Source organism: Streptomyces sp. NEAU-YJ-81 (genome assembly GCF_017592595.1).
GTDB classification, from domain to species: Bacteria; Actinomycetota; Actinomycetes; order Streptomycetales; family Streptomycetaceae; genus Streptomyces; species Streptomyces hygroscopicus_B.
In genome coordinates this window covers 25,420-37,694 of the sequence record NZ_JAGFNO010000006.1, presented here as the reverse complement: position 1 = coordinate 37,694, position 12,275 = coordinate 25,420, and the positions used below count along the sequence as shown (strand labels likewise).

The following is a 12,275-nucleotide window of genomic DNA, read 5'->3' as shown; positions in this document are numbered from 1 at the left end:
TGGACCTGCTCACAGTATCCACCGCGCGGGAGGGGGCCCACGCCACCCCGGGTAACCCACCACCCCCGGATATCCGGCCCGCGCGGCTCACACTCGCGGCAGTGACTCCGCCTCCAGCCCGCCTTCGATCGCCAGGATGCGGTGCAGCCGGGTGGCCACCAGCAGCCGCTGCATCTGGGGCGGCACCCCGCGCAGCACCAGCCGTCTGCCCACCCGGCCCGCGCGGCGGTGCGCGCCCATGATCACCCCGAGCCCGGTGGCGTCCCAGGAGTCCAGTTCGGTCAGGTCGAGAACGAGATCCCCGCCGCCGGCGTCGACGGCGGTGTGCAGGGCCGTACGGGCGTCCGCCGCGCTCCGGACGTCCAGTCGGCCCCCGACGACCAGCTCGGCGTGGTCGCCCCTGATGTGCATATGCGCTCCCCTATACGGTGCGTCGTGTCGTCAATGCGCCATTTCTGTCTACAGAACTGACTGCCTCTCACACCCGGAAGTTGCCGTCTGTAAGCGAACCGATACCGAATTCACCCGGGAGGGTGAGTTCCGGGCCTGGCGCCGCACCAGGGCCCTCAGTAGCGGTAGAAGCCCTCGCCGCTCTTACGGCCGATGTCCCCCGCGTCGACCATCCGGCGCATGATCTCCGGCGGTGCGAACTTCTCGTCCTGCGACTCGGTGTAGATGTTGTCGGTGGCGTGCAGCAGAATGTCCACGCCGGTCAGGTCGGCCGTCGCGAGGGGTCCCATCGCATGGCCGAAGCCCAGCTTGCAGGCCGTGTCGATGTCCTCGGCCGTGGCGACCCCCGACTCGTACAGCTTCGCCGCTTCCACGACGAGTGCGGAGATCAGCCGGGTGGTGACGAAGCCCGCGACATCGCGGTTGACGACGATACAGGTCTTGCCGACGCCCTCCGCGAACTCCCGTGCGGCGGCCAGGGTTTCGTCACTCGTCTTGTGACCGCGGACCAGCTCGCACAGCCCCATCATCGGGACGGGCGAGAAGAAGTGGGTGCCGACGACCCGCTCCGGGTTCCGGGTGGCCGCGGCGATCTTGGTGATCGGGATGGCGGAGGTGTTCGAGGCCAGGATCGTGTCGTCCTTGACCAGTTCATCGAGGGTACGGAAGATCTCCCGCTTGACCTCGACCTTCTCGAAGACCGCCTCCACCACGACATCCGCGTCGGCGGCGGCGTCGAGGTCGGTCGTGGTGGTGATCCTGCCCAGCGCCCGCTCGGCCTCCTCCGCCGCCAGCTTGCCCTTGGAGACGAACTTCTCGTACGAGGCCCTGATGCCGTCGGTGCCGCGGCGCAGCGCCTCATCGGTCACATCGCGCAGCACCACGTCCCAGCCGGCCTGGGCCGAGACCTGCGCGATACCGGACCCCATGAGTCCGGCTCCGATGACCGCGAGCTTCTTGGCCACGACACACACCCCTCTGTTCCATCTGATCTGGTCAACAGTCCGATGTGCCGGACCTTAACGTCCGTTCACCCTCGTCGGCAGCCCCTCGTAACGCGCGTCACGGTGTGTTCTTCACCGCATAGTTGAGCACCGTGTCGCTCAGGAGCGACTCCATGACGTCGACATTGCGGAGGGCGTCCTCGGCGACCTCGTCCACGCCGCCGCCCTCCGCGAGCCCGCGGATGATGGAGCGCAGGACGGCGTTCTGCAACCCGATGAGCTGGTGCGCGATGAACTCGGGCGTCGGGTCCCGCGGATCGGCGGCGGCCTCCTCGCGCAGGGTGGCGCCGAGCTGGTGGACCGTCCTGCCCTGGATGGCGAAGAGTCTGGCCATCAGCGTCGGGGACTCCACGATGACCTGACGGAACCGCTCATAGCCCTCGGTCAGCCCGACGTAGGGGTGCCGTTCGCGGATGTCCTGGCGCAGTTGCTCCATCAGCGCCTGCGCCGCCGACCGTCCGGCCGCGCGCTCGCGTACGAGCCGGGAGGGGCGGTCGACGACCTCCTCCTCGCGGTCGACGAAGAGGTCCTCCTTGGCCGGGAAGTAGTTGTAGACCGTGTTGACGGAGACCTCGGCCGCCTCGGCGATCTCCGCGATCGTGACCGCGTCGAAGCCGCGCTCCATGAACAGCCCGGTCGCGACGTCCGAGATGTGCTGCCTGGTCTGCCGCTTCTTCCGCTCCCTGAGTCCTTCCGCCATGGCCTCATCCTAGCTTCGCTGGGGCTGCTTGATTTTTGGGGTCGTTGCAAAATTATTGAGACTCTGTTTTTCTGAGTCGCATGGCAGTCATCACGACGAACGGCCTCACCCACACCTTCCGGACCAAGCGCGGCCCCGTGACCGCCGTGCGCGGTATCGACCTGACCGTCGAGCGCGGTGAGATCCTGGGCTTCCTCGGGCCCAACGGAGCGGGCAAGACCACCACGCTGCGCATGCTCACCACGCTGCTCCCGCCCACCGGCGGCAGCGCCACCGTCGCCGGGCGCGACCTGGCCCGCGATCCGGCCGGGGTGCGCCGGCGGATCGGATACGTGGCGCAGTCCGGCGGGGTCGATCCGACCGTCTCCGTACGGGAGGAACTGGTCACCCAGGGGCGGCTCTACCGGATGGCCAAGGCCGAGGCGACCGCCCGCGCCGGGGAGCTGGCCCGGGACCTGGGCCTGACCGAACTGCTGGACCGCCCCTGTGCCGCGCTCTCCGGCGGACAGCGGCGGCGGCTGGACATCGCCCTCGGCCTGGTCCACCGGCCCGAGATCCTCTTCCTGGACGAGCCGACCACCGGCCTCGACCCCGGCAGCCGCGCCGATCTGTGGGAGCTGATCCGCGGGCTGCGCTCCGAGCACGGCATGACGGTCTTCCTGACCACCCACTACCTGGACGAGGCGGAGGCGCTGGCCGACCGTCTGGTCATCGTCGACCAGGGCCTGGTGGCCGCCGAGGGGACTGCGGAGCGACTCAAGGCCGGGCACGGCGGCTCACCGGACGCCACCCTCCAGGACGCCTTCATCGCCATCACCGGGCGCGGCGCCGCCCCGCAGAAGCCCGCCCCGCTCGCCGTCTGACGCGCAGTCACCGAGGCACCCCGGCACCGCAAGCAGTCCTCCCAAGGAAGGCCCCATGCCCCCACTCATCGCCGACACGGCCCTGATATTCGGCCGCTACGCCCGCCAGACGCTGCGCTCCAAGCCCGCCCTGATCTTCGGGATGGTCCAGCCGCTGCTCTTCCTCGTCTTCTTCGGCCCGCTGCTCACCGATCTGTCGCTGGGCGGCCAGGCCGGCTCCTGGCAGACCATCGTCCCCGGAATCCTCGTCCAACTCGGGCTGTTCAGCGCCTCGTTCACCGGGATCGGGCTGATCCTCGAGCGGCGTACGGGCGTCATCGAGCGGATGCGGGTCACCCCGGTCAGCCGGCTGGCACTGCTCATGGGCCGGGTGCTCAAGGACGTCGCCCTGCTGCTGGTGCAGTCCCTGCTGCTGGTGTGCGTCGCCGTGGTGCTCGGGCTGCGTGCCCCGGTGCTGGGCGTGGCGATCGGCTTCGTCTTCGTCGGGGTGCTGACCGTCTCGCTCGCCTCGCTCTCCTACGCGCTGGCGATGCGGGTGGCGTCCCCGCAGGGGTTCGCGCCGGTCATCAACTCCATCACCATGCCCGCGATGCTGCTGTCCGGGATTCTGCTGCCGATGTCGCTCGGGCCCCGCTGGCTCGACATCGCCTCGCACTTCGTGCCGTTCCGCTATCTCGTGGACGGGGTGCGGGCCGCCTTCGCCGGCGAGTACGGGGACGGGAAGATCGCGCTGGCCGCGCTGGTGGCCTCCGCGCTCGCGGTCGTGGCCGTCACCCTCGGGGCGCGGCTCTTCCGGCAGGCCGGGGCGTAGGGCCGCCGCGTAGGCTCGGGCCCATGGTCAATCTCACCCGCATCTATACGCGTACCGGGGACACGGGCACCACCGCCCTCGGCGATATGAGCCGCACCGCCAAGACCGATACGCGGATCGCCGCGTACGCCGACGCGAACGAGGCGAACGCCGCGATCGGAGTGGCCATCGCCATGGGCCAGTTGCCCGCCGAGATCGTCAAGGTGCTGGTCCGCGTCCAGAACGACCTGTTCGACGTGGGCGCGGATCTGTGCACCCCCGTGGTGGAGAACCCGGAACACCCTCCGCTCCGCGTCGAGCAGAGCTATATCGACAAGCTGGAGGCGGACTGCGACGGATTCCTGGAGGGTCTGGAGAAGCTGCGCAGCTTCATCCTCCCGGGCGGCACCCCGGGGGCCGCGCTGCTGCACCAGGCGTGCACGGTGGCGCGCCGCGCCGAGCGCTCCACCTGGGCGGCGCTCGCCGAGCACGGGGAGTCGATGAACGCGCTCACCGCCACCTATCTCAACCGGCTCTCGGACCTGCTGTTCATCCTGGCCCGCGCGGCCAACAAGGAGGTCGGCGACGTCCTGTGGGTCCCGGGCGAGAACCGCTGAAACCCCCGGTCCCGTCAGCCCCGGCGCTACGCGGATGCGCGGCCGGGGCCGACGGGGCGGGGGCGGGGCTCGGTGACCTGCCCGCTACGGGGGTTAGCGGGCAGAGGAAGCCGAGCGCTCCCGCTTGGGAAAGAGTGTGTAGCTGAGCGCGATGAGCACGTTGATGCCGATCAGGTACAGCATCTTGGTCTGCCAGTCGCGCAGCGAGCCGATCTCGCCGTCGTCGCCGACGTACCAGATCGCGCCCTGGAGCAGAGCGATGGCGATGACCGCCGCCAGCACCCAGCGGCCGGCCGTCTTCCACTCGTGAAGCGTCTTCGCCGCGCCGTACTTGGCCGGCTTGACCGGCGGCGGACCGCCGAAGAAGCGGTGGGCCACCCGGACGTCGACCCATTTGATCGTCGAATGGCCGAGTGCGGCCGAGTATCCGATGTAGACCGCGGCGAGGCCGTGCTTCCAGTCCGGTTCGGCGCCGTTCCGCAGGTCGATCACGGTCGTCACGAACAGCACCAGCTCCAGCAGCGGCTCGCACAGCAGCACCACGGTGCTGGCCTTCGGCATCTTCGCCACGTACCGCAGCAGGAGCCCGATGGCCAGCAGCACCCAGAAGCCGACCTCACAGGCGATGATCAACGCGACAACCACGATGTTTCCTCTCTCGCTCTGCCCTTGGCCCCACCCTCTCCCGGCGATCAGGGCGCCCGCGTCGTCGTCGGCGATGAAACCCGGCTGCATCCTTCGATGTACGCGGCCGGGCGTCGGGCCCGGACCCAGGGGGGAGGCCCGCGCGGCGCGCCACGTGGTGTGATGGGTGCCATGCCGTCCCGTCCCCACCTCCCACGCCCACATCGGCATGACGTCCTGATCGGTCTTGGCGGACTGCTCGGCGGGATCCTGATGTGGGCGCTGGGGATGCACAACACTCCGTCGTACTACGGCATGCCCCGATGGCTGGGGCTGGTCGCGCTGTTCGTGATGTCCGCGGCCGAACTGTTGCGGCGCTCCAGGCCCCTCATCGGCCTGGGCGTGGGGACCGCCGCGCTCGCCGTCGACGTCCTCAGCGGCGGGCTGGCCACGACCATGCTGATGTACACCGACCTGATCTACGCGGCCGTCTTGCACTCCGGGCCCGTCGCCGCCCGGCGCATCCCCCGGATCTGCTGGCTGCTCTCCGGGCTGGCGACCGTGGTGCCGCTGGCCATCTACAACGACCCCTTGGCGCTGCTGTCCGGAGCGTTCGTCGCACTCCTCACCGTCACCCCGGCGTGGACCGGGTCGGTGGTCCGCAACCACCGCGAAGAGGCCCAGGCCGCCCGTCTGGAGGCCGAACGCGTCGCCCTGCTGGCCGAGTTGGACCGGCGGGAGGCGGTCGCCTCCGAGCGCTCCCGGATGGCGCGCGAACTCCACGACATGGTGGCCAACCACCTCTCGGCCATCGCCATCCACTCCAGCGCCGCGCTCTCCCTGAAGGACCCCGCCGCGACCGACGAGGCGCTCGGCGTCATCAGGGAGAACAGCGTGCGGGGCCTGGCCGAGATGCGCCGGCTGATCGGGCTGTTGCGGGACCCGGGGGACACGGCGGAACCGGCCGCCATCTCCACGCTCGACGCGCTCGACACCCTGCTGGACCAGGCCCGCGCCAACGCCCGCCCCGGCGGGCAGGACATCGTCCTGTGCGATGAGCGGCCGGCCGGCGCCGACCCGCTGCCCGCCCCGGTCGAGCTCGCCGCGTACCGCATCGTCCAGGAGTCGCTCACCAACGCCCTCAAGCACGCCGCACCCGGCCGGGTGGACGTGACGCTGGCGCACCACGCGGACGGCCCGCTCGAAGTCAGCGTCATCAGCCCCTACGGCGACCGCTCGGGCCCCCGGGCGCCCGGCTCCGGCACCGGGCTGATCGGGATGCGCGAGCGGGTGAACCTGCTCGGCGGCAACCTTGACGCCGGACCCGTCGCCGGGCCCGAGGGCTCGGTGTGGCAGGTGCGGGCCACGCTGCCGCTGGGTGACGAGAGCGCTCAGAGTGTGCCATGACCCTTCGACGACCAGGAGCCGCCGTGACCCCGCCCGCCCCGCCCTCAGGTACCGCGTCCGAGCCGATCAGGGTTCTGGTCGCCGAGGACCAGAGCGCGGTGCGTTCCGGGCTGGTGCTGATCCTGCGGTCCGCCCCCGATGTCGAGGTGGTCGGCGAGGCGGTCGACGGCCTCCAGGCGGTGGAGATGGCCCGGGCGCTGCGCCCCGATGTGGTGCTGATGGACGTCCAGATGCCACGGCTGGACGGGGTGTCGGCCACCCGTCAGGTGGTCGCCGAACAGCTTGCCGATGTGCTGGTGCTCACCACGTTCGACCTCGACGAGTACGTGTTCGGGGCGCTGCGCGCGGGCGCCTCCGGATTCCTGCTCAAGGACAGCGAGGCGGCCGATCTGATCGAGGCGGTCCGTACGGTGGGGCGCGGTGAGGGGATGATCGCCACGGCGGTGACCCGACGCCTGATCGCGGAGTTCGCCCGGCCCCAGGCCGCCCCCTCCCCCACCACGCCCAGCCCCGCGGCGCTCGCCTCGCTCACCCCGCGGGAGCGGGAGGTGCTGGCCTGTCTCGGTCAGGGGCTGTCGAACGCGCAGATCGCGGTGCGGCTCAGCATGGCGGAGGCGACGGTGAAGACACATGTCAGCCGGCTGCTGAACAAGCTGGAGCTGCGCAGCCGGGTCCAGGCCGCGGTCCTGGCCCAGGAACTGGGCGTGCGATAGCGCAGGGGATGACGTGGGTGCCGCGGGTGACGAGGCGGCTAGGCCACGTTGACGCGCTGACCGGGGGGCGCGGCCTCCAGCCAGGCCAGGAAGCCGGTCAGGGCGTCCTCGCTCATGGCCAGCTCCAGCCGGGTGCCGCCGTGCCGGCAGGCGAGCACCACCGCGTCGGAGAGCAGCGCCAGCTCCTCCTCGCCCTTGGGGGTGCGCCGCTCCAGCACCTCGATCGAGGCGCGCTCCAGCACCCGCCGGGGCCTGGGCGCGTAGGAGAAGACCCGGAACCACTCGATGCGGTCACCGTTGTAGCGGGCGACTCCGTACACCCAGCCCTTGCCGCTGGTCTCGGATTCGCTTGCGGGTGGGTCCCAGCGCAGGGAACAGTCGAAGGTTCCGCCGGACCGCTGGATCAGCCGCCGCCGGAGACCGAAGACGAAGAGTCCCACCACCACCAGCGCGACGACCACGCCGCCCACAAGCAGAGCGAGGACCATCTTCACCGACCTCCTCGCGTCATCCGGAAAAACCGCACCTGCATCGCCTCAGCCGCGGACCGCTGAAAGGGCTCCAGCGAGGTCCGCGGCTGAGGTTTTCCGACCGTACGTGACAGGCTCAGTGCGCTCCCGCCACCGCACGCAGCCGGACGTCGGCGCGCCGCTCGGCGGCGGCGTCCGCCGCCGACTTGGCACGCTCCAGCGCCCGCTCCGCGCGCTTGACATCGATCTCGTCGGACAGCTCCGCGACCTCGGCCAGCAGCGAGAGCTTGTCGTCCGCGAATGAGATGAACCCACCGTGCACCGCGGTCACGACCGTCCCGCCGTCGACCGAACGGATGGTCACCGGGCCGGACTCCAGCACACCGAGCAGCGGCTGGTGGCCGGGCATGACGCCGATGTCACCCGATGTGGTGCGCGCGATGACCAAGGTGGCAGCGCCGGACCAGACACTACGGTCCGCTGCGACCAGCTCGACGTGCAGCTCAGCAGCCAACGTGGCTCCTCGGGTCTCTCCCTGCCGGGTCGGGCAGGGCTTTCGTCAAAGAATAACGGGCGTACGGAGAGGGGTGGGACCGGGCCCACCCCTCCCGCGGAGCTACGGGGCTCAGGAGACGCCCAGCTCCTTGGCCTTGGCCTTGAGGTCGTCCAGGCCACCGCACATGAAGAACGCCTGCTCGGGGAAGTGGTCGAACTCACCATCGGCGATCGCGTTGAACGCGGCGATGGACTCGTCCAGCGGCACATCCGATCCGTCGAGGCCGGTGAACTGCTTCGCCGCGTGGGTGTTCTGCGACAGGAAGCGCTCGATGCGGCGGGCGCGGAAGACGGTGAGCTTGTCCTCCTCGCCGAGCTCGTCGATGCCCAGGATGTTGATGATGTCCTGGAGGTCCTTGTACTTCTGCAGGATCGACTTCACGCGCGAGGCGCAGTCGTAGTGCTCCTGCGAGATGTAGCGCGGGTCCAGGATCCGGGACGTCGAGTCCAGCGGGTCCACCGCCGGGTAGATGCCCTTCTCCGAGATCGGCCGGGAGAGCACCGTGGTCGCGTCGAGGTGCGCGAAGGTGGTCGCCGGGGCCGGGTCGGTCAGGTCGTCCGCGGGGACGTAGATCGCCTGCATCGAGGTGATCGAGTGACCACGGGTCGAGGTGATGCGCTCCTGCAGGATGCCCATCTCGTCGGCCAGGTTCGGCTGGTAGCCCACCGCGGAGGGCATCCGGCCGAGCAGGGTCGAGACCTCGGAACCGGCCTGGGTGAAGCGGAAGATGTTGTCGATGAAGAACAGCACGTCCTGCTTCTGCACATCGCGGAAGTACTCCGCCATGGTCAGACCGGCCAGGGCGACGCGCAAACGGGTGCCCGGGGGCTCGTCCATCTGGCCGAAGACCAGCGCGGTCTGCGGGAGCACGCCGGACTCGGCCATCTCCTCGATCAGGTCGTTGCCCTCACGGGTACGCTCGCCGACACCGGCGAACACGGAAACGCCCTCGTGCAGCTTGGCCACACGCATGATCATTTCCTGGATGAGCACGGTCTTGCCGACGCCCGCGCCGCCGAACAGACCGATCTTGCCGCCCTTGACGTACGGGGTCAGCAGGTCGACGACCTTCAGGCCGGTCTCGAACATCTCGGTCTTGGACTCGAGCTGGTCGAAGGCCGGGGCCTTGCGGTGGATGGACCAGCGCTCGGTGACCTCGGACTCGGCCTCGGGCTCGTTGAGGATCTTGCCGAGGGTGTTGAACACCCGGCCCTTGGTGACATCGCCGACCGGCACGGTGATGCCGTCGCCGGTGTCGGTCACCGCGGCCTGGCGGACCAGACCGTCGGTGGGCTCCATGGAGATGGCGCGGACCAGGCCCTCGCCCAGGTGCTGGGCGACCTCGAGGGTCAGGGTCTTCTTCGCCCCCTCCTGGGAGGGGTCGGCGACCTCGACCTGCAGCGCGTTGTAGATCTCCGGCATCGAGTCGACGGGGAACTCCACGTCGACGACCGGGCCGATGACCCGCGCGACGCGGCCGGCGGCCACAGCGGTTGGCTCAACAGTGGTGGTCATAGTGTCAGTCACTCCCCGCAGAGGCGTCGGCCAGGGCACTCGCGCCACCGACGATCTCGCTGATTTCCTGGGTGATGTCGGCCTGGCGGGCCGCGTTGGCAAGTCGCGTGAGCGACTTGATGAGATCTTCGGCGTTGTCGGTCGCCGACTTCATCGCCCGCCGGGTGGCCGCGTGCTTGGAGGCGGCGGCCTGGAGCAGGGCGTTGTAGATACGGGACTCGACGTACCGCGGCAGCAGGGCGTCGAGGACGTCCTCCGCCGACGGCTCGAAGTCGAACAGCGGAAGGATCTCGCCCTTCGCCTTCTGCTCGTCCGCCTTCTCCTCAAGGCTGAGCGGCAGCAGCCGGTCCGTGACCGGCGTCTGCGTCAGCATCGAGACGAACTCCGTGAACACGATGTGCAGCTCGTCCACGCCGCCGTCGGCCGTGTCCTTGAGGACGGCCTCGATCAGCGGGCCGCCGACCTTCTTGGCGTCCGCGTAGGTCGGGTTGTCGGTGAAGCCGGTCCACGACTCCGTGACCTTGCGCTCACGGAAGCCGTAGTAGGCGACGCCCTTACGGCCGACGATGTAGGCGTCGACCTCCTTGCCCTCGCCGGTGAGCCGCTCGGTGAGCTGCTCGGCCGCCTTGATGACGTTGGACGAATAGCCGCCGGCGAGACCACGGTCGCTCGTGATGAGCAGCAGCGCGGCCCGCGTCGGGTTCTTCGCCTCGGTGGTGAGCGGGTGCTGGGTGGTGGAGCCGGTGGCAACCGCGCCCACCGCCCGGGTGAGCTCACTGGCGTACGGACTCGACGCGGACACCCGGCGCTGCGCCTTGACGACGCGCGAGGCGGCGATCATCTCCATCGCCTTGGTGATCTTCTTGGTCGCAGAGATGGATTTGATCCGCCTCTTGTAGACCCGGAGCTGGGCACCCATGCTCAGCCCTCGCCCAGCAGCTTGCCGTCCGAGGTCTCGAACTGCCGCTTGAAGCCGTCGACCGCCTCGGCGAGCGCCTGGATCGTGTCGTCGGACATCTTGCCGCCCTCGACAATGCTGGTCAGCAGGGACTTGTGCTCACGGTGCAGGTAGTCCAGCAGCTCACGCTCGAAGCGGCGGATGTCCTCGACCGGGACATCGTCCATCTTGCCCGTGGTGCCGGCCCAGATGGAGACGATCTCGTCCTCGGTGGAGAACGGGGCGTACTGCGACTGCTTCAGCAGCTCGACCATGCGCGCACCGCGCTCCAGCGACGCCTTGGAGGCCGCGTCCAGGTCGGAGCCGAAGGCGGCGAACGCCTCGAGCTCACGGTACTGGGCGAGGTCCACGCGGAGCCGGCCGGAGACCTGGCGCATGGCCCGGTGCTGGGCGGAGCCACCGACGCGGGAGACCGAGATACCGACGTTCAGAGCCGGGCGCTGACCGGCGTTGAACAGGTCCGACTCCAGGAAGCACTGGCCGTCGGTGATGGAGATGACGTTGGTCGGGATGAACGCCGACACGTCATTCGCCTTGGTCTCGACGATCGGCAGACCGGTCATCGAACCGGAGCCCATCTCGTCGGAGAGCTTGGCGCAGCGCTCCAGCAGCCGGGAGTGCAGGTAGAAGACGTCGCCCGGGTAGGCCTCACGGCCCGGCGGACGGCGCAGCAGCAGCGAGACGGCGCGGTAGGCGTCGGCCTGCTTGGACAGGTCGTCGAAGACGATCAGGACGTGCTTGCCCTGGTACATCCAGTGCTGGCCGATGGCCGAGCCGGTGTAGGGGGCGAGGTACTTGAAGCCCGCGGGGTCGGACGCCGGGGCGGCGACGATGGTGGTGTACTCCAGGGCACCGGCCTCCTCCAGCGCGCCGCGCACGGACGCGATGGTGGAGCCCTTCTGGCCGATGGCGACGTAGATGCAGCGGACCTGCTTCTTCGGGTCACCGGAGCGCCAGTTGTCGCGCTGGTTGATGATCGTGTCGACGCACAGCGCGGTCTTGCCGGTCTGCCGGTCGCCGATGATCAGCTGGCGCTGGCCGCGGCCGATCGGGGTCATCGCGTCGACGGCCTTGTAGCCGGTCTCCATCGGCTCGTGCACCGACTTGCGGTCCATGACCGTGGGGGCCTGCAGCTCGAGGGCTCGGCGGCCCTCGGTCTCGATCTCGCCGAGGCCGTCGATCGGGGCACCCAGCGGGTCGACGACGCGGCCGAGATAGCCCTCGCCGACGGCGACCGAAAGGACCTCGCCGGTGCGGTGCACCTGCTGGCCCTCCTCGATACCGCTGAACTCTCCGAGGACGACCGCACCGATCTCGCGCTCCTCGAGGTTGAGGGCGAGGCCGAGGGTGCCGTCCTCGAACTTCAGCAGCTCGTTCGCCATGGCCGAGGGAAGACCCTCGACCCTCGCGATGCCGTCGCCGGCAACGCTGACCGTACCGACCTCCTCGCGCGAGGCCGCGTCCGGCTGGTACGCCTGGACAAAGTTCTCCAGCGCGTCCCGGATCTCCTCCGGCCGGATCGTGAGCTCCGCCATCTGGGTTCCCTGCTCTCCTTGTTGGGCCCGAAGTATCTGACTACGGCCCAACTCGGGCCGCTTACATGCTTGT

14 protein-coding genes are annotated in these 12,275 nt (G+C 69.6%); 5 read left to right on the top strand and 9 right to left on the bottom strand.

Features of this window, described 5'->3' with window-relative positions:
• Positions 1–87 precede the first annotated feature (87 nt).
• The 3 genes from J5X86_RS16345 to J5X86_RS16335 form a co-directional block, all read right to left on the bottom strand.
• Positions 88–411 (bottom strand): STAS domain-containing protein, encoded by a 324-nt coding sequence (locus J5X86_RS16345; protein WP_014054940.1) that lies wholly within the window; start codon positions 409–411, stop codon positions 88–90.
• 155 nt (positions 412–566) lie between these two features.
• Entirely contained in the window at positions 567–1,415 is an 849-nt protein-coding gene (locus J5X86_RS16340) for a 3-hydroxyacyl-CoA dehydrogenase family protein (RefSeq protein ID WP_208517553.1), read from the bottom strand.
• Between the two features lie 97 nt (positions 1,416–1,512).
• The gene (locus J5X86_RS16335; protein ID WP_208517552.1) at positions 1,513–2,154 is read right to left on the bottom strand and encodes a TetR/AcrR family transcriptional regulator; all 642 of its coding nucleotides are present in this window, start codon (positions 2,152–2,154) and stop codon (positions 1,513–1,515) included.
• 80 nt (positions 2,155–2,234) lie between these two features.
• Here J5X86_RS16335 and J5X86_RS16330 point away from each other — a divergent pair, with 80 nt between their 5' ends.
• From J5X86_RS16330 to J5X86_RS16320, 3 genes are read left to right on the top strand one after another with little or no spacing between them, the layout of a single operon-like run.
• Entirely contained in the window at positions 2,235–3,017 is a 783-nt protein-coding gene (locus J5X86_RS16330) for an ABC transporter ATP-binding protein (protein ID WP_208517551.1), read from the top strand.
• A gap of 55 nt (positions 3,018–3,072) precedes the next feature.
• On the top strand, positions 3,073–3,828 hold the full coding sequence (locus J5X86_RS16325; RefSeq protein ID WP_208517550.1) for an ABC transporter permease: 756 nt from the start codon (positions 3,073–3,075) through the stop codon (positions 3,826–3,828).
• A 23-nt stretch (positions 3,829–3,851) separates the two neighbouring features.
• The gene (locus J5X86_RS16320) at positions 3,852–4,424 is read left to right on the top strand and encodes a cob(I)yrinic acid a,c-diamide adenosyltransferase (RefSeq protein WP_208517549.1); all 573 of its coding nucleotides are present in this window, start codon (positions 3,852–3,854) and stop codon (positions 4,422–4,424) included.
• Positions 4,425–4,517: 93 nt separating this feature from the next.
• Here the strand turns inward: J5X86_RS16320 and J5X86_RS16315 are convergent, their stop codons facing one another.
• On the bottom strand, positions 4,518–5,069 hold the full coding sequence (locus J5X86_RS16315; RefSeq protein WP_208517548.1) for a hypothetical protein: 552 nt from the start codon (positions 5,067–5,069) through the stop codon (positions 4,518–4,520).
• A gap of 171 nt (positions 5,070–5,240) precedes the next feature.
• On the opposite strand from J5X86_RS16315, the gene J5X86_RS16310 reads away from it, so the two are divergent.
• Both J5X86_RS16310 and J5X86_RS16305 read left to right on the top strand, forming a co-directional pair.
• Positions 5,241–6,455, top strand: a complete 1,215-nt coding sequence (locus J5X86_RS16310) for a sensor histidine kinase (RefSeq protein ID WP_208517547.1) — start codon at positions 5,241–5,243, stop codon at positions 6,453–6,455.
• Positions 6,456–6,478: 23 nt separating this feature from the next.
• Complete coding sequence (locus tag J5X86_RS16305; RefSeq protein ID WP_208517546.1) at positions 6,479–7,168, top strand: response regulator transcription factor; 690 nt, start codon at positions 6,479–6,481, stop codon at positions 7,166–7,168.
• Between the two features lie 38 nt (positions 7,169–7,206).
• Here J5X86_RS16305 and J5X86_RS16300 read toward each other — a convergent pair whose 3' ends face one another.
• The 5 genes from J5X86_RS16300 to atpA all read right to left on the bottom strand — a co-directional run bounded on the left by J5X86_RS16300 (position 7,207) and on the right by atpA (position 12,202).
• Positions 7,207–7,656 carry a DUF2550 domain-containing protein gene (locus tag J5X86_RS16300; RefSeq protein WP_078643668.1) on the bottom strand — a complete coding sequence of 150 codons (450 nt, stop codon included), beginning with the start codon at positions 7,654–7,656 and terminating at the stop codon, positions 7,207–7,209.
• Between the two features lie 118 nt (positions 7,657–7,774).
• Positions 7,775–8,152: a F0F1 ATP synthase subunit epsilon gene (locus tag J5X86_RS16295; protein WP_014054930.1), complete on the bottom strand. Its 378-nt coding sequence runs from the start codon at positions 8,150–8,152 to the stop codon at positions 7,775–7,777.
• A 111-nt stretch (positions 8,153–8,263) separates the two neighbouring features.
• Complete coding sequence (gene atpD / locus J5X86_RS16290; RefSeq protein WP_208517545.1) at positions 8,264–9,709, bottom strand: F0F1 ATP synthase subunit beta; 1,446 nt, start codon at positions 9,707–9,709, stop codon at positions 8,264–8,266.
• Between the two features lie 4 nt (positions 9,710–9,713).
• On the bottom strand, positions 9,714–10,628 hold the full coding sequence (locus J5X86_RS16285) for a F0F1 ATP synthase subunit gamma (protein WP_208517544.1): 915 nt from the start codon (positions 10,626–10,628) through the stop codon (positions 9,714–9,716).
• Between the two features lie 2 nt (positions 10,629–10,630).
• The gene (gene atpA / locus J5X86_RS16280) at positions 10,631–12,202 is read right to left on the bottom strand and encodes a F0F1 ATP synthase subunit alpha (protein ID WP_208517543.1); all 1,572 of its coding nucleotides are present in this window, start codon (positions 12,200–12,202) and stop codon (positions 10,631–10,633) included.
• Positions 12,203–12,275 lie beyond the last annotated feature (73 nt).